The sequence below is a fragment of the Sorlinia euscelidii genome (assembly GCF_036452135.1).
Taxonomy (GTDB): Bacteria; Pseudomonadota; Alphaproteobacteria; order Acetobacterales; family Acetobacteraceae; genus Sorlinia; species Sorlinia euscelidii.
This window is the reverse complement of sequence record NZ_JAWJZZ010000002.1, coordinates 85,903-101,128: the sequence shown is the minus strand read 5'-3', so window position 1 is coordinate 101,128 and position 15,226 is coordinate 85,903. Positions and strand designations below refer to the sequence as shown.

Genomic DNA, 15,226 nt, shown 5'->3' with positions numbered 1-15,226 from the left:
CGCTTCAAAACCATGACGGGAAAATTGGTCATTATCGGTGTCGGGCCGGGGGACCCGGAATTGCTGACCGTGAAAGCCGCGCGTCACATCGCATCCGCCCCGATCATCGCTTATTTCTGCGCGGCAAATTGCGCCGGACGTGCTTACAGGACGGCGAAGCACTATATCGGGCCCGACGCCCACCTCCTGCAATTTGTCTACCCGTTTACGACAGGGGTCGCGGTCACGGATACGCGCTACACACGTGAAATCCGCGAATTTTACGATCATTGCGCCCGGGAAATGGCAGCGTGTCTCGACGAGGGGCGTGATGTCACGCTTTTATGCGAGGGAGATCCCTTCCTATATGGCTCCGCGATGTATCTTCATGACCGACTGGCCGGGCGATATGAAAGCGAGATTGTGCCCGGTGTCACGGGTATGAGTGGATGCTGGTCTGCAGCGCGCCTGCCCATGGTGCATGGCGACGATATTCTAACCGTATTGCCCTGCACGTTGAGCGAGGCGCGCCTGCACCAGCTCATGCAGGCGGGCGATGCGTTTGTTTTTATGAAATTAGGGCGCAACATGCCAAAATTACGGCGCGTCCTGACCGCGTTGGGCCTTGCGGCGTCAGCAATATACGTGGAGCATGGCTCACGGCCTCAGCAACGCATTGTACCTTTCCCGCAGGCGCCTGAACGCGCGCCTTACTTCTCCATGGTGCTTCTGCCCGGGCGGAAACGCGTGCGATGAGCCGGCTTTACGTTATCGGCATCGGGCCTGGAAGCCTCGACCTCCTAACGCCGGAAGCGCGGGAGGCGCTCGGCGCGGTAACGGATGTCTATGGTTACGGGCCTTACCTCAAGCGTATTCAGCATATGGGTGCGTTTGCGTGCCATGCTTCCGATAATGGCGACGAGGTGGCGCGCGCGCGTCAGGCCCTGGCAGTTGCGGAAGAAGGTGGCGTGGTTGCCCTGATCTCCGGGGGGGATGCCGGTATTTTCGGCATGGCGAGCGCGCTTTTTGAAGCGATAGAGACGGGCCCGGCCTCCTGGCGTGAGACTGACGTTAAAGTCGTGCCAGGCGTGACAGCCGTTCTTGCGGCGGCTTCACGCCTGGGGGCGCCGTTGGGCAATGATTTTGTCGTGATGTCCCTGTCCGATAATCTGAAGCCGTGGGCCGTTATTGAGAAACGCCTCATCGCGGCGGCGCAGGGGGATTTCGTCATGGCACTTTACAATCCAAAGTCACGCGCGCGACCTGACCAATTGGCGAGCGCATTTGACTGCCTGCGCAAAATCCTTCCGCCGGAGACAGAAGTCGCCTTTGCCCACCATGTGACCCGCCCGAATGAACATCTGGAATTATCGACCCTCGCCGCCTGCAAGGCCCATCGGGCCGATATGGCGACGCTGATCCTGATCGGTGCGCGATCCACACGCCGCGTAACGCGACCCGGCGGCAGGGCGTGGCTCTACACGCCGCGCAGTGTTGCAGAAACGTAAATCACATCTGCCGCGATTCTAGGTGGACTGAAGCAAGCCGCGCCACCCATTTTATCGCACCCTCGACCGTGCTGACTTCCCCAATGGGAGGGAGAAGAGGGCGGTTGATCATGATCACGCGCAGTCCAAGCCGACGGGCAGCATCCAGTTTTGCGGCGATGGCGGGTGCGCCACTATTTTTCGTGACAAGCACATCGATTTTCAGTCGGGTGAGGAGGGCCAGCTCATCTTCCAGCTTGAAAGGCGGGCGCGCGATGATCGTCTCAAAGAAGCGCGGAAGATCCTGTGAAACCGGTTCGATCGACCTCAGAAAATAATAGTGCTGCGGCGCCTTTATAAAAGGCGCGACATGCTGCCGCCCCGTTGTCAGCAATACCCGACGCGGCTCCACGCCGAGCGCCGGGACCGCGTCATCCATCGAGGCGACATCCACCCAATGATCTCCCGGCTGTCTCTGCCATGCGGGTCGACCGAGTCGCAGAATGGGGCGGCATGTTGCCGCGCACGCTGTGGCGGCGTGATGGCTGATGCGCGCGGCGAAGGGATGAGTCGCGTCAATCACAGCGGCAATATTCTCTCGCTCGAGATAAGCAATCAGGCCCTCGACACCGCCGAACCCGCCGAGGCGTGTCTGACCCTGAGGGAGATCTGGCGCTTGCGTTACCCCCGCGAGAGAAAATATAAAACGTGCCTGTTGCGGGAAATGCGGATCTTCAGCAAGCAGACGCGCCTCTCTTGTGCCGCCCAATATCAGGATTTTCATGTTCTCTGTCTCTATCACCTCTCCTCCATGCCCCGTCTCGCATTGATGCTCAAGGCGTTTCACGTTTGACGATGCCGGCCCCCTGGTTGAGCCTGATCGGAATCGGTGAGGACGGCATGGCCGGGCTGACGCCTCCAGCACGCGCGCGATTGGAGAAGGCCCGACAGGTATATGGCGCAAAGCGTCATCTGGCGCTTATCCCGCATATGCCGCAGACGGACTATGTGGCGTGGACAGGCGATTTGCGGCAGGTTCTCGTCGATATCCGCGCGCGGAGACAACCCGGTACGGTCATCCTGGCTTCAGGCGATCCTTTCCTGTTCGGCATTGGCACCATGATGGCGGAGATTTATGACAAGGCCGAGATGGATGTGTTTCCCGCCATCTCAAGTGTCGCACTGGCATGTTCCATTATGCGTTGGTCCACGCAGGAGACACGCGTGCTCTCCATCTGTGGGCGTGATCCGCTTTTGATCCAGCCTCATTTACAGGATGATGCCCGCCTGTTGATCCTGAGCGCCGATCGACATTCCCCCGCGCAGATATGCGCGCAACTTCGCGAGGGAGGTTTCGGGGAAAGTGATGTCACCGTCATGGAGCATCTTGGGGGTGAAAAAGAGCGGGTTCAGCATTTCATCGCCGCTTCAGGGCCACCCGATGACATTGCGCCGCTCAATTTACTGGCGGTTCACATTCATGCCCAGCCCGGGGCACGCATTATCCCGCTCTGTGCCGGGCTGGAGGATGGGTTTTACCTGACGGATGGTCAACTCACCAAGCGTGAGATCCGGGCCGTGACGCTCAGCAGTCTTGCCCCGCAGCAAGGGGCGTGTCTATGGGATATCGGGGCGGGTTCCGGCTCTGTCGCCATTGAATGGATGTTGCGGCATCCAGCCAACAGCGCCATCGCCTTCGAGAAAAACAACTCCCGCCTCGACATCATCGCGGAAAATGCGCGTCGGATGGGTGTGCCGTCACTCCGCATATTGGCGGCGTGTCTGCCGGATAATGTCCCAGCATTGCCCAGACCGGATGCTATTTTCATCGGGGGGGCGTTAGCGCGCCGCACATGTTGCAATGGGCGCATGACCAGTTGCGCCCCGATGGGCGATTGGTCTGCAATGCCGTCACGACGGAAGGCGAAGCGGCTTTACTAAAGGCGTTTCACCAATGGGGCGGGCAGCTCAACCGCATATCGATTTCTCGCATTGAGGCGATCGGCGGGTTCCACGGCTTTCGGCCCGCCATGCCGGTCACGCAATATCGTCTGGTCAAATCGTGAAAATTTTCGGTATTGCCTGTCGTGTCGATGTTCATGATCCGGCCATATGGGGGGCGCTTCATGCCGCCAAGCAGCGTTGGGGCCTCCCCGATGGTCTGGCTTATCCCTTTTTCCGGCGTGATCATGAAACGTTGCAGACGGTATTGCGACAAACCGGCCTGCCTGTTTTTGAAATCGATGCGCTGAAACTCGCCTCCGTACAGCATTTATGCCTGTCACACTCGCAGCTGGCACGCGACAAGGTCGGGTTTTCCGCCGTGGCGGAGGGTTGTGCGCTGGCGGCGTTAGGGGAGGGCGCCGTGCTGGCCGGGCCGCGACTTATCGCGTTCTCCGTGACATGCGCCTGCGCATCCTCGGTAGAGGAACCGACATGACGGTGCATTTTATCGGGGCGGGGCCGGGCGCGGCGGACTTATTGACGCTTCGCGCTGTGAAGCTGCTGCGACAAGCCCCGATCTGCCTCTATGCCGGGTCCATCGTGCCTGAAGATGTCCTCGCTTTCTGTCGCGAAGATGCCCGCCTCATTGATACGGCGCCTTTGTGTCTTGATGAGATCGAAGCCGAATATGTGGACGCCCATCGTCTTGGGAAGGATGTTGCGCGGCTCCATTCCGGTGATCTGTCAATTTACAGTGCGATGACGGAACAGATCAGGCGTCTGCAGAAACATGGCATCCCTTACACCGTCACGCCTGGTGTCCCCGCTTTTGCCGCGGCGGCTGCACAATTTGGTGTTGAGTTGACTGTCCCGCGCGTGGCCCAGACCGTCGTTCTGACGCGCATTTCAGGCCGCGCCTCGCCGATGCCCTCCACGGAACAGCTTGCAACCTACGCGGAAACAGGGGCGACACTGGCCATTCACCTCGCCATCCATCGCCTTAACGAGATCATTTCCAGTCTACGTCCTATTTACGGCGGTGACTGCCCCGTTGCCATCATCGCACATGCCACCACCGCGCAGGAGCGCCGCTTTACAGGAAGCCTCGCGACAATTGCCGAAATCTTCGCGCGCGCGCCGGTGACGCGCACAGCAATTATTTTCGTCGGCCGGGCCCTGGACCCGCATGCGACGCAGGAAAGCGCCCTTTATCACCCCGATTATCGGCGGCAATTCCGGCCCTGAGCGTGGGGCATCGCGCCCGGCTTATCCAGCCTTTTACTGCTGAAAGTCTGTGACAGACACTTCCTCAACAGATCGGAAATCCACGCACGTCCCGTCACTCGAGTGCGACGGATAGCGCCCGTCTAGCCGGAGCGCGACGGGCGGAGGGCGACATGATGCTGGAAAAACACACAGTCATAAAATTCTTTTAATTTGATACTAAGAACCATTTGCAAAAACCCCCTTGCTGGATAAAAAACGAGCCAGATGCATTTCGGCGCTTCCCGGCGAATCATGGCCGCCGAATGCCTTAAAAACGAACTCCAGTAAGGTCAGGAAACGCAAATGGTTGATTATCAGGCGCTGCGAAGGACGCATGGCAAAGCGTCACGCTCAGGGAAGGCGCAGCACGGACCCAAACTTTCAAAATTGTTAGTTCTGGCCCTGTCAGCCGGGGCAGGCGCCCTTGAGGTGGGGGAGTCTGAAGCAAGATCCGACTCGGAAGACCGCAACACCAGCCAATCCGCCACTTCTTTACCGGACCTTGATGTCCAAAGTCACAAATCATCCTTCGTTGCGGATATGAGCAACACGAATGACACGCTTCTGCATGTTGATCGTATGCCCGCCAGCGTGTTCGACACGCCGCAGCAGATTAACGTTGTTCCGCATGAACTCATTCAGCAGCAGCAGATCTACACGCTTGATCAGGCCCTCTCAAACGTCCCCGGAATTACAATGTCGAGCGGTGAAGGCAATGGGGGCCCGGTAGGGGATCAATTCCGCATCAGGGGCCAGCAGGCGCGCGGTGATATTTACCAGGATGGGCTGAAAGATTTCGGCGTTTATGTGCGCGATGTGTTCAATACGGACAATGTCGAGGTCATCAAAGGTGCGAGCGGTCAATATTTCGGCGCGGGGAATGTCGGCGGCATCATCAATAATGAGCTGAAACACGCCAATCTCAAATCAGGCGGCAACGCGACACAGGCCTTCGGAAGCGGTATGCAATATCGCGGGACGGTTGACGCGAATTATCGCCTCGGAGAGCATGAGGCGCTGCGCGTCAACGGCATGTATAACAAGCAGAATGTCGCAGACCGCAACAATATCCGCACGGACCGCTATGGCGTCGCTGCGGATCTCGGGCTCGGGCTGGGGACGAAGACGACCTACCACCTTAATTATCAGTGGCTGGGCAATCGCGGCATGTCAGATCAGGGCGTCGGCATGTTACAGGTCGGTAAATTGTACCACCCGGCGACGGAATATGGGCTTGACCGAAAGACGAGTTACGCGCGCGACTTCAACCGCGATGACTCAAATATCCATATGGTCACGTCACAACTCAGTTCCAAAATCTCAGACTGGTTGACGCTCAGTAACAATACGCGCTTTTCCCATTATGACCGTGATTTCTCCGCGACGGCGCCGGGGGCCTGCACGGTCAAAACGAATTGCGCACCCACCTTCCTTGCAGGTGGCAACCCTGTCATGTCTTACGGCGCCGGGGGTGGGATGGGCTATCTCCAGAATGGTTACGGCTTGCAGAACGTCACCATGGGCAAGGCCAAGTTCAAAACCGCTTTCCTGACCCATCACCTCAATGCGGGTGTTGATATTCAATATACGAAGGATGACCGCAAGTATGCGACTTTCATCAATCGCGTGAATAATCAGGGAATGCGCGCGCCGCAATTCAATTATCCGCAAACCTATCTGACCTACCCTTCCTCAGGCGATCGCACGGCGGATTTCCGGGATCTCGGCCTGTTTATCGCAGATAAGATCGACCTCTCGAAAAAACTCTCTCTTTTCGGCGCGTTGCGCTGGGATGATTATCAGTCAAGTTACTGGAGCTCGGCTGCCGCAGCGAGTGGGGTGCAGCGCGGTCACAATAATTCCTTCAGCCCATCCGCGAGCCTCATTTACAACATCAATCACCGCGTCAATCTCTATTTTACTTTCTCCCGCTCCTATAAACCTGTCGGTACGGATGTTTCCGCACAGACAACGCTGAGAAATGTCAGCGACACGCCCACAAATGGCGTTGATCTGAAACCCCAGCGGTCAGACCTTTTTGAGGTCGGCAGCAAAATGAACTTCTTCAACCGGCGGCTTGGCATGACCGTCGCTTTATTTCAGATCAACCAGAACAACTCCTTCACCTTCGATGAATATGGCGGCATTCTCACCGGATTCTCCGATGCGGGCACGGGCCGTCTGATCCGCGGGGCGGAATTGTCAATGACGGGCAAGCTTACCGATAAATGGGACGTTTATGGCTCTTACGCCTACATGACCGGCACCATTCAGAACAGCGATGCCTACCGCAAAAACACGGCCCCACAATTGCCGCACAACACCTTCTCCATCTGGAGCACTTACGATATTTCCAGCCTGATTCTGCCGAAGAAATGGGGGCGTCTGTCTGCAGGTGGCGGGGCGCAATATGCTTCGGCTTACTGGGCGGATAATGCCAACACAGCGCGGATGCCTTATAATTTCTTCCTGAATGGCATCATTACTTATGATATTGGGCGTTACCATGTGCAGTTTAACGCTAATAACCTGACCAACCGCGTCAATTACGGCTCAGCTTTCAATGCCAGCCGCGCTGTGCCGCTTCCGGGCCGCACCTTTATCGGGTCCGTCGGTGTCGCTTTCTGACCTGCTGGAAGCCGCCCTTCCGCCATTGCGGGAGGGCGATGCAAGTGCCGCACCGGCGCTGGATTGGCTCGATACCGCACCTTATGGTCCGCCCCCGCCGGAAGCGTCTATTCAGGCGCTTCTGGTGCTTGGCCAGAAGCAGCTTGACGCTGGCGCGATGGATCAAGCCCTCATCTTTTTCGAAAAAGCGGCGCGGTCCCGGCATCCGCAAGCGGTGAATATGCTGGGACGCGCCTATGAGCGCGGATGGGGTTGCCAACGCCACCCCTCCCGCGCCGCCCGGCTTTTTCAGCAGAGCGCAAGGGGCGGTGACGGGTGGGCAATGTTCAACCTCGCCGATTTGACTTTGAAGGGTGAGGGATGTGCCCAGGATAATATCCTGGCCCTAAGGCTCTATATGGCGGCGGCCGGAAGAGGTGTCGGCAAGGCGCTGAATATGATCGGGCTGATTTGCGAGCGTGGCCTGTGTGGCCGGCGTGACCCGGCCCAGGCATTTGAGCTTTACCTTGGCGGGTCCGAAGCGGGTGATGGCTGGGCGGCGTTGAACGCGGCGCGGTGCCTCCTCGCGTCAGGCGCGCGGCGAGAGGCGGTCGCGCAAATGCGCCGGGCCGCTGAAATGGGGCGAAGCGAGATGGTGAAACATTTAGGTGATCTGGTCGCCGCGCATCCGGGCCTCGCGGCGATCTGTGCGGAAGACGTAATTCTGGGCCCCCTGAGTTTGTCCGTCTCGGCGCGGCGCGGGTCGCTATAATTCAGCCCATTGCCGAAGGAGGTTATGATACGTGTTGGTCAGGCCCAACACGGCCGGGTTGTCGTCCGAAAGAAGCTTGCGTGTCTCGATGATCGAACAATCAAATTCGTAAAGCAGGCCGCGTTTGGCGTCATCCCGCACCATGGATTGAGACCAGAAAAATGACGCCCAGCGACTCCCCCTGGTAATCGGAGAGACACGATGCAGGCTGGATGCGGGATACACCACCATATGCCCCGCCGGCAGTCTGACCGAATGCACGCCATACGTATCCTGAATTTCCAATGCGCCCCCTTCGTAACTGTCAGGGTCGGAAAGGAAAATCGTGGAGGACACATCTGTACGGATCCGCATCCCCGCGCCCGGAATAGGGCGAACGGCATTATCGACGTGGTAACCGAAATGCATGCCCGCGTCATATCGGTTGAAGAGCGGTGGGAACACGCGGTAGGGGAGGGCAAAACTGTTGAATGACGGGCTGCGACCCAGCGCTTTCAAGATAAGCTCTCCCAATGTCTCGCTGACTTCCGAGTCCTGCGGGATCTGGAGGTTCCGCTTCGCCTTCGCCGATTGCTCCCCCGCCGTCACGCGTCCATCCACCCAGGGCGATGCTTCCAGAAGCTTGCGGCAATAAGCGACTTCCTCCGCGGTGAGGATGTTGGGGATGGTGAGGAGCATGTTCTATTCTCAACGGGCAATTTGACACTGTAAGTGCGTCGCATTCTTAATTAACCCGTTGTGGGGGTGGGGGCAAGGGGGTCGTTAAGCCTGAGACGTATGTTCTCACAACGTCCCTCTTGCATTCCAAAACGCGGACTCATATTATCCGCGTATGTCACTTTACGGCGCAAGCACTGAATACGTCCTGCACAGCCTCCTCTGGCTGGTGGATCACCCGGAACCTGTCAGCAGTCTTGACCTGGCGGAATTACAGGGCATTCCGGCGGCCTTTATGGCCAAGTTACTGCCCAAACTGGAGAAGGCCGGTCTCCTGCGTGCGTCGGAAGGGTTACGGGGTGGGTATCAGCTTGCGAAATCCGCCGAAGCGATATCCGTATTGGACGTCGTCGATGCGGTGGAGGGCGAGAAGCGCCTTTTCAATTGTCAGGAAATTCGCGGTCGCTGCGCCTTGTTTGAAGACCATCCGCCCTCCTGGGCGACGCAAGGCGTTTGCGGGATCCACCATGTGATGTTGCGGGCGGAACAGGCCATGCGGCAGGAGCTGGCGCAGACATCCCTTGCAGCGCTTGCAAAATCCGTTCGGGGCAAAGCCCCGCCGCCATTTCTGGATGCGGCACAATCCTGGTTTGCGGAACGGGCGCAGACCCGTCGCACCAGTAAAGTCAGGCAGCAAAGACGGTCAGCCCCTCGCTGACCGCCCGACAAAATAGGAAAGTTGAATATGCGTAAGTTCATTGCTCTCGGCGCGTTAGCCGCCAGCTTCTGGGCCCCGGCCCTTCATGCGGAGACGAAAGTCACCCCCCTCATCACCCGAGACCTGCAAGGCATACCGGGTAAGGAAGGCGCGATGCTGACGGTGGATTATCCGCCTGGCGGGTGGGACCCGGTGCATCGGCATCATGCCTCTGTCTTCGTCTATGTGCTGAAGGGGAGCGTCGTGATGCAGGTTGAAGGCCATGCGCCGGTGACGCTCAAAGCGGGTCAGAGCTTCTTCGAAGGGCCGGATGATGTCCATATCGTCGGGCGCAATGCCAGCCAGACCGCGTCCGCGCGCTTTGTCGCGTTTTTCGTCAAAGATAAGACGACCCCTTTTGTCATGCCAGCGCATTAAAACAGGATATCGCACCATGAAAATTTTCGTTGCCGGCGCCAGTGGCGCTTTGGGGCGTCCGCTCATCACGCAATTGCGCGCGGCCGGGCATGAGGTCTGGGGTATGGCCCATCGTCCCGAAAGCCTTACGGCGCTGGAAAAGCTTGGCGCGCAAGGCGTTAAAGGTGACGCGCTTGACCGTGAAGCGATCTTCACGCTCATGGCGCAGATCCGCCCGGATGTGGTGATCGACCAGTTGACCTCCCTTCCGGCCAGCCCCTTTGACCTGCCCAAGCGCCTCCCGGCGGATCGCACTTTGCGCCTGGAAGGGGGCGGGCATGTCTTCGCGGCGGCCAAGGCCAACGGCGTAAAGCGTTATATCCAGCAATCTTGCGGGTTCTACCTTGAGGGCGGCGACGGGCTGGCGACGGAAGACTCCCCCCTCAAAATCAACGCCCCCGGCTCGATCAGCGACAGCGCCCGCATGTATGCTGCCTTGGAAGACCGGGTTTTGAATGCCGCCCCGATGGAAGGTGTGGCGCTGCGCTATGGGTTCTTTTACGGGCCAGGCACGTGGTATTGGCCGGACGGGGCTTTCAGCCAGCATGTGGGGCGGGGTGAAGTGGCGCTGGCCGGGGAAGGGCGGGGCGTATTCTCCTTCATTCACGTCGATGACGCCGCCCAGGCCACCGTCGCCGCCCTGACCGCCCCGGCGGGGACTTATAATGTGGTGGATGGCGAACCAACAAAAATCGCCGACTGGCTCCCCGCCTACGCCCAATGGGTCCATGCCCCACCCCCACCCCGCCTCGACACGCAGGAAGCGCTGAAGCTGCTGGGTGAAGAAGGGGTTTACTACCAGAACGAACTTTCCGGCGCGTGCAACCGGAAGGCGGTGGAGGTGCTGGGCCTGCGACCGCGGCGGTTGGTTTGGTTGGGGTGAGGGGGATGGACTGAGGTGATGGGACCACTTCGAGCTGATGCCGATTAACGCTGCACGACGATCCAGTCGGAGGCCACATTTGCAAAGCGATCACGTAGATTTAAATGCCGCCACAAGTGCTTGAGTTGAAGAACGCGGCGTTCAACGGATACTGACCAAACGCCGCCTCTTCAAAGCAGGTGCAAAACGTGTTAAACCGAAAAATTAAACGGCATAAAAGCTTAGATCGCTTTGTTCTCGTGGTTCAAAACGGCAAAAGATAAATCGGTCAGTGTTCTTACGCAAAAAAAAGTTCAGGGAGCATTTCGATTGTGAGAAAAATTCTAAAAATATTATTGTCAATCACGGTCGTTTTGATCACTTTTTCTTTCTTTGTAAATGAAAAATCTGATCCACACAGCCGAGAAGAAGAGGGGAAAGGTGGTTCTACAAGTAGAGTTGTGAAAGACGCGCTTTATGGTCAACAATTATCGGACGAAAAATTTGAAAAGTACCATAGTGACCTTTATCGATTATTTTCTCTTGCGAGGAAGTGTGAAGCGCGAGAGCCTGACGAGGAGGACGACTCGATGTCTTGCGAAACAGCGAATCTGCTTCTCCTAAGTTTGTCTGCGGATGGCGTTTGTTTGAAAAATCTGGACAACATGGACTGGATTACTTGCAAACCGGGGTCGGAAATCGATAGAGAGTATCCAGGTAAGACGATCAAATACTACACTACTGACGGTAACAAAGAACATGCGGCTGAAGAATTGATCGATCCTGGCGGCAGGTTGGCAATGTTTTGCCCTGAAGGCATCGAAGAAAAAGCGATCACCGATTTCACGAAAATAAACGATCCTTACGCCTTCAAAAACAAGTGCGTTATCATGTCGTTTCCGACCGCAGGCAAAATGCAGTGGCTTGATGAAAGAACCATGCTCATTTCACCCCATATGTTAGGGGGTTCGGCTGTCATCTTGAGCAGTTCTAAACACCCCAAACTTGGGAAGAAGGGTGTATTTCTGATAGGTGATCCCGTTCAATACGATAGTGCCTCAGGAACTCTGGAGACGGCAATCTCCTTTCATTTGATTTCGTATCCCATACGCCGGAGAATGAAAAATTCAGCGAGCCTTAAACCCGTTGAAAACTACCCCGGAGATTAGCAACGCTACAGTGAATCGATTTGAGAAGGGGTTACAATATGACATCATTAAATTCGGTCTGTCATTGAGGGAAGAGAGCAAAGTGGTAATAGTGCGAGCTTATAGATTTTCTTCGAAGGTAGAAAGCTTGGACTTTTTGCATTATTTGTTTGAAGATGAAAACCGGAGAAATATCGACGAAGTGATGTATCTTGCGGCGAAGTACGTAAAACATGATATGGAAATATACCACTTTTTCATAAGTGAAGGGGAGAAGTTGCTTTCTGTAAATTGAACTCTAGCGTTAGGTATTTTTAGAAGGTAGTAAAGGGAAACTGCTTCCCATGATATTTTTTGGTCAAATCTGTGACAGATGTAGTTCTTGGGAATGGTAAACAATTTGAATTCGGATAAATCATTTTGCCTCCTACAATTCCACGTCAAAAATGCGTCAATTCAGGGAAATTGAAATCGACCGTTTGCAGATGCTAATTAGAGACGGAGGCCGTAAAGCCATTCTCTTGTGCTCCAACGGAAGGATGACGCTTGAACGATGTCGAACATAAAGAAATCCCGCAGGTGCTTCCAAATCAGACATCCGAAAGCCAAATCGTTGTTTTGAGATCCCGCAGTCTTCAAAAACAAAATGAGTATAAAAAATCGGCTCACATCCTGGTAACCCGAGAACCAAGTTTTCACCACCAACCATGGTGCGAACTATGGGACTTGAACCCATACGCCCCGAAGGACTCGAGATTTTAAGTCTCGTGCGTCTACCATTCCGCCAAGCTCGCTTTGCAGCTCGCCGTCTAGCATGGGCGGGGGTTTGCGGAAAGTCTCTTTATCGCGCCAGAAGCGCGGCTGTGTTCTTTTTTAGCCATGTCTGATGATGGCGGCGCTGCGTGTCAAACTGATCGACGAAATCCCAGAAATCCCGGCTGTGATTAAAGTGTTTCAGGTGCCCCAATTCATGGATGATGATACTGTCCCGCACCGCCTCCGGCATCAGGATCAGCCGCCAGCACAGCATGATGCGCCCTTTTGAGGAGCAACTGCCCCAACGGCTGCGCGTGTCGCAGATGGTGATGGCGCGGGGCGTGACGCGCATGCGTTCCGCCCAGATGAAAACGCGCGGGGGCAGTGCCCATTTGGCCTGGGTCATGAGAGGGTGGGTCTCGCGGCTCATAAGCCCGGTTCAGGCGCGTCGCGGCGCTTTGGGCGCCCGTTTTTTCGGGCGTGGTCGCGCGGATGCGGGGGGGCGCAAGGGGTCCTCTCCCGGCCAATCAACAATATGGCGCTCCAGCGGGCCGGCATAGCGTTCACTGATGATCCGCCCACGGCCGGAAATCCCCGCCTGGTGCACCGACTCCCGATTGCCGGTAAGGAGGGGGTGCCAGTCCGGTAAGGGCTTTCCCTCATCCATCAGGCGATAGGCGCAGCTGGGGGGCAGCCAGTCAATTTCATGCACCATTTTCGGCGTCAGGGCGATGCAGTCCGGTACTTTCCGAAAGCGCTCCGCATATGACGCGCATTGACATGTATTGAGGTCGAGAAGGCGGCAGGCCACGTCGGTAAACATCAGCGTATCCGTATCTTCATCCCGTAATTTATGCAGGCAGCACAGGCCGCAACCATCGCAAAGCCGTTCCCATTCAGAGGGGGATAATTCTGAAAGACGTTTTGTCTCCCAGAAACGCTCAGTATTTGTCATCGTCAGTCACAGGTCCAGTTCAGGCCGAAATGCGAGGCTTGCCGACGCTGAAAACCATGTTTTTACGCTTAATTCAACGCCAGACGATACAGGCAACGCTTGTGAAGAGGATAAGAAGCGCGGACATCATGGCGGCGCGACAATAAAAAGGCAGGAAATCAAGTCGGAAACGCTGCCATCTGGATGCGCCCAATCCCCGCGCTGTGCGGGTGCTCGTCGGGTCACGCTGGCGCTGCCGCGCCGCGAGTGGCAGCAGGCACAGAGGCGCGGCGGAAATCCCGGCCAGGTAAAAACTCATATCATCCCGCGTCACGCAGGCAAGCTGCACCAGCGTGATCGCCATCGCCATACCGGGTAGAAGAAGAACCAGGCAGAGAACCACCGGCGCCTGACGGTGCAGGACACGCGAGATGATCAGAAGCAGGCTGAAACTCGCGATACCCAGAATAAACACGACCACATTTTCGAAGCCTCTCATCGTGACTCCACCCATTGTGCAAAACGCTGCTCAAGCGATGTGCCGTGACGCAGCCAGAAACCATCATCAATAACGAGGAGCGGCGGCGACGCAGTTTCAAGGTCGCTCGGTACCGTCAGATGCGGGGGCGCGGCCCGCAATTGCCATACCGCGGCATTATTTTCCGCTGTGCTGCCATCATGCGGCACCGCTGCCACGTAATTTTCGGCAAGCATATTGTCCGTCGCAAAGGAATATCGGTCCTCTCGCGTGGTGCTGCGCAAAACGAGGATGGATTGCGTCGGCATCAGGCCCATCAAGGCTTCACCATCCTGGATGATGCGCGCGGCATCGCGTGCGTCGCGCCACCATGTCAGGTAAGGCCGGATCTGGTCGAGTTTCTCCAGCGCACGGCTGACACCTTCATCCGTTGCCAACTCATGATAAATATCTTGCGGCTTGACGCCATCAGCCAAAAGGGCAACTTCCATCGTCAGACGCGGTGAGAGAGGGAGAGCCCGCTTACCAGGGTGGCGCGCAATGTTCCAGAAATCACTCCATGACAGACTTGCATGACCCAGGCGCTGACGGTCCCATAAAAGCACGTCACGCACTGCGCCGACTCCGACACTGCAGGGTGATGTGCCGCGGGCGGAGAGCGGTCGCTCCGGCGCGATGACACGTAGCGCGCCACTTAAACAGTCCGTGGCGATCCGATAAGCATCGTCAATGATGATCGGCGGGGAACCGGCCGTGACCGTTGAGGTCTGATAATGGGAAGATCGTGGTTCAATGAAATGATAGGGCCCGACGGAAATCATCAGTGACGGCATCGCGGTGAATAAGGGAGGGACCTGCACGGTAAAGGTGGGCGTTTTAACCGAAGGTGACGTCAAGGCGACATGCCGTGATTTACGATGCCGTGCTTTACGGACGGGTCGGCATGGCTTGTGATGGTCATTGCGCCCGCACCGCGCGCCATGCTGAGCGCTCGCCGTCTCGGACGATAAGCCGAGGCTAAGCGGGAGGGCGAGTATCGCGCATGACATCAGGAAAAGGGATAATCCCATCCGGCAAGGAATCAATTTCAGCTCCTCGCCACCTGCATGTGGTCCCGCCTTGAAGGCCGGGCTGGAGTCAGCACGTTACAGTGCACCGTAAG

General features: G+C 56.9%; 17 protein-coding genes and 1 tRNA gene. 11 read left to right on the top strand and 7 right to left on the bottom strand.

Translation table 11 applies throughout. From position 1 onward, the window contains the following. Positions 1-12 precede the first annotated feature (12 nt). Both CGLAMM_RS04090 and cobJ read left to right on the top strand, forming a co-directional pair. Complete coding sequence (locus tag CGLAMM_RS04090; protein WP_394818786.1) at positions 13-735, top strand: precorrin-2 C(20)-methyltransferase; 723 nt, start codon at positions 13-15, stop codon at positions 733-735. Next, the gene (cobJ, locus tag CGLAMM_RS04085; RefSeq protein WP_418115409.1) at positions 732-1,487 is read left to right on the top strand and encodes a precorrin-3B C(17)-methyltransferase; all 756 of its coding nucleotides are present in this window, start codon (positions 732-734) and stop codon (positions 1,485-1,487) included. The genes CGLAMM_RS04090 and cobJ overlap by 4 nt, the downstream gene beginning before the upstream one ends. A 1-nt stretch (position 1,488) precedes the next feature. On the opposite strand, the gene CGLAMM_RS04080 is transcribed toward cobJ, so the two are convergent. Continuing rightward, positions 1,489-2,313 (bottom strand): cobalt-precorrin-6A reductase, encoded by an 825-nt coding sequence (locus CGLAMM_RS04080; RefSeq protein WP_418115408.1) that lies wholly within the window; start codon positions 2,311-2,313, stop codon positions 1,489-1,491. An 8-nt stretch (positions 2,314-2,321) separates the two neighbouring features. Here CGLAMM_RS04080 and cbiE point away from each other — a divergent pair, with 8 nt between their 5' ends. The 5 genes from cbiE (at position 2,322) to CGLAMM_RS04055 (ending at position 8,055) form a co-directional block, all read left to right on the top strand. Then, entirely contained in the window at positions 2,322-3,407 is a 1,086-nt protein-coding gene (gene cbiE, locus CGLAMM_RS04075; protein WP_418115469.1) for a precorrin-6y C5,15-methyltransferase (decarboxylating) subunit CbiE, read from the top strand. A 121-nt stretch (positions 3,408-3,528) separates the two neighbouring features. Further along, entirely contained in the window at positions 3,529-3,906 is a 378-nt protein-coding gene (locus CGLAMM_RS04070; protein ID WP_394818782.1) for a cobalamin biosynthesis protein, read from the top strand. Then, positions 3,903-4,655, top strand: coding sequence for a precorrin-4 C(11)-methyltransferase (gene cobM, locus CGLAMM_RS04065; RefSeq protein ID WP_394819079.1), 753 nt, complete (start codon positions 3,903-3,905; stop codon positions 4,653-4,655). Before CGLAMM_RS04070 ends, cobM begins: the two co-directional genes overlap by 4 nt. A gap of 324 nt (positions 4,656-4,979) precedes the next feature. Then, positions 4,980-7,304, top strand: coding sequence for a TonB-dependent receptor (locus tag CGLAMM_RS04060; RefSeq protein ID WP_394818781.1), 2,325 nt, complete (start codon positions 4,980-4,982; stop codon positions 7,302-7,304). After that, positions 7,291-8,055, top strand: coding sequence for a tetratricopeptide repeat protein (locus tag CGLAMM_RS04055; protein ID WP_394818780.1), 765 nt, complete (start codon positions 7,291-7,293; stop codon positions 8,053-8,055). The genes CGLAMM_RS04060 and CGLAMM_RS04055 overlap by 14 nt, the downstream gene beginning before the upstream one ends. Here CGLAMM_RS04055 and CGLAMM_RS04050 read toward each other — a convergent pair. Beyond that, positions 8,050-8,733 (bottom strand): Fe2+-dependent dioxygenase, encoded by a 684-nt coding sequence (locus CGLAMM_RS04050; protein ID WP_394818779.1) that lies wholly within the window; start codon positions 8,731-8,733, stop codon positions 8,050-8,052. The two genes, CGLAMM_RS04055 and CGLAMM_RS04050, sit on opposite strands and share 6 nt — an antisense overlap. Before the next feature lie 154 nt (positions 8,734-8,887). Between CGLAMM_RS04050 and CGLAMM_RS04045 the strand changes: the two genes are divergently transcribed. The 4 genes from CGLAMM_RS04045 (at position 8,888) to CGLAMM_RS04030 (ending at position 11,917) form a co-directional block, all read left to right on the top strand. Then, positions 8,888-9,430, top strand: coding sequence for an RrF2 family transcriptional regulator (locus CGLAMM_RS04045; protein ID WP_394818778.1), 543 nt, complete (start codon positions 8,888-8,890; stop codon positions 9,428-9,430). Positions 9,431-9,457: 27 nt separating this feature from the next. Further along, positions 9,458-9,847, top strand: coding sequence for a cupin domain-containing protein (locus CGLAMM_RS04040; RefSeq protein WP_418115407.1), 390 nt, complete (start codon positions 9,458-9,460; stop codon positions 9,845-9,847). 16 nt (positions 9,848-9,863) lie between these two features. Further along, entirely contained in the window at positions 9,864-10,769 is a 906-nt protein-coding gene (locus CGLAMM_RS04035; RefSeq protein WP_418115406.1) for an NAD-dependent epimerase/dehydratase family protein, read from the top strand. A gap of 311 nt (positions 10,770-11,080) precedes the next feature. Further along, a complete protein-coding gene (locus CGLAMM_RS04030) occupies positions 11,081-11,917 on the top strand; it encodes a hypothetical protein (RefSeq protein WP_394818775.1) in 837 nt (278 codons plus the stop codon). A 687-nt stretch (positions 11,918-12,604) separates the two neighbouring features. On the opposite strand, the gene CGLAMM_RS04025 is transcribed toward CGLAMM_RS04030, so the two are convergent. The 5 genes from CGLAMM_RS04025 to CGLAMM_RS04005 all read right to left on the bottom strand — a co-directional run bounded on the left by CGLAMM_RS04025 (position 12,605) and on the right by CGLAMM_RS04005 (position 15,134). After that, positions 12,605-12,690: transfer RNA gene (locus tag CGLAMM_RS04025), tRNA-Leu, on the bottom strand. A gap of 47 nt (positions 12,691-12,737) precedes the next feature. Further along, on the bottom strand, positions 12,738-13,082 hold the full coding sequence (locus CGLAMM_RS04020; RefSeq protein ID WP_394818774.1) for a M48 metallopeptidase family protein: 345 nt from the start codon (positions 13,080-13,082) through the stop codon (positions 12,738-12,740). 9 nt (positions 13,083-13,091) lie between these two features. Further along, positions 13,092-13,607 carry a YcgN family cysteine cluster protein gene (locus tag CGLAMM_RS04015; protein ID WP_394818773.1) on the bottom strand — a complete coding sequence of 172 codons (516 nt, stop codon included), beginning with the start codon at positions 13,605-13,607 and terminating at the stop codon, positions 13,092-13,094. Between the two features lie 73 nt (positions 13,608-13,680). Further along, complete coding sequence (locus tag CGLAMM_RS04010) at positions 13,681-14,085, bottom strand: ABC transporter permease subunit (protein WP_394818772.1); 405 nt, start codon at positions 14,083-14,085, stop codon at positions 13,681-13,683. Continuing rightward, on the bottom strand, positions 14,082-15,134 hold the full coding sequence (locus CGLAMM_RS04005) for an extracellular solute-binding protein (RefSeq protein ID WP_418115405.1): 1,053 nt from the start codon (positions 15,132-15,134) through the stop codon (positions 14,082-14,084). The genes CGLAMM_RS04010 and CGLAMM_RS04005 overlap by 4 nt, the downstream gene beginning before the upstream one ends. Positions 15,135-15,226: the final 92 nt, after the last annotated feature.

Excerpts from the sequence above, each read along its gene's own strand:
- CGLAMM_RS04090 (WP_394818786.1), top strand. The coding sequence starts at position 13 with ATGACGGGAAAATTGGTCATTATCGGTGTCGGGCCGGGGGACCCGGAA.
- cobJ (WP_418115409.1), top strand. The coding sequence starts at position 732 with ATGAGCCGGCTTTACGTTATCGGCATCGGGCCTGGAAGCCTCGACCTC.
- cbiE (WP_418115469.1), top strand. The coding sequence starts at position 2,322 with ATGCCGGCCCCCTGGTTGAGCCTGATCGGAATCGGTGAGGACGGCATG.
- cobM (WP_394819079.1), top strand. The coding sequence starts at position 3,903 with ATGACGGTGCATTTTATCGGGGCGGGGCCGGGCGCGGCGGACTTATTG.
- CGLAMM_RS04060 (WP_394818781.1), top strand. The coding sequence starts at position 4,980 with ATGGTTGATTATCAGGCGCTGCGAAGGACGCATGGCAAAGCGTCACGC.
- CGLAMM_RS04050 (WP_394818779.1), bottom strand. The coding sequence starts at position 8,733 with ATGCTCCTCACCATCCCCAACATCCTCACCGCGGAGGAAGTCGCTTAT.
- CGLAMM_RS04045 (WP_394818778.1), top strand. The coding sequence starts at position 8,888 with ATGTCACTTTACGGCGCAAGCACTGAATACGTCCTGCACAGCCTCCTC.
- CGLAMM_RS04040 (WP_418115407.1), top strand. The coding sequence starts at position 9,458 with ATGCGTAAGTTCATTGCTCTCGGCGCGTTAGCCGCCAGCTTCTGGGCC.
- CGLAMM_RS04035 (WP_418115406.1), top strand. The coding sequence starts at position 9,864 with ATGAAAATTTTCGTTGCCGGCGCCAGTGGCGCTTTGGGGCGTCCGCTC.
- CGLAMM_RS04020 (WP_394818774.1), bottom strand. The coding sequence starts at position 13,082 with ATGAGCCGCGAGACCCACCCTCTCATGACCCAGGCCAAATGGGCACTG.
- CGLAMM_RS04015 (WP_394818773.1), bottom strand. The coding sequence starts at position 13,607 with ATGACAAATACTGAGCGTTTCTGGGAGACAAAACGTCTTTCAGAATTA.
- CGLAMM_RS04010 (WP_394818772.1), bottom strand. The coding sequence starts at position 14,085 with ATGAGAGGCTTCGAAAATGTGGTCGTGTTTATTCTGGGTATCGCGAGT.
- CGLAMM_RS04005 (WP_418115405.1), bottom strand. The coding sequence starts at position 15,134 with ATGGGATTATCCCTTTTCCTGATGTCATGCGCGATACTCGCCCTCCCG.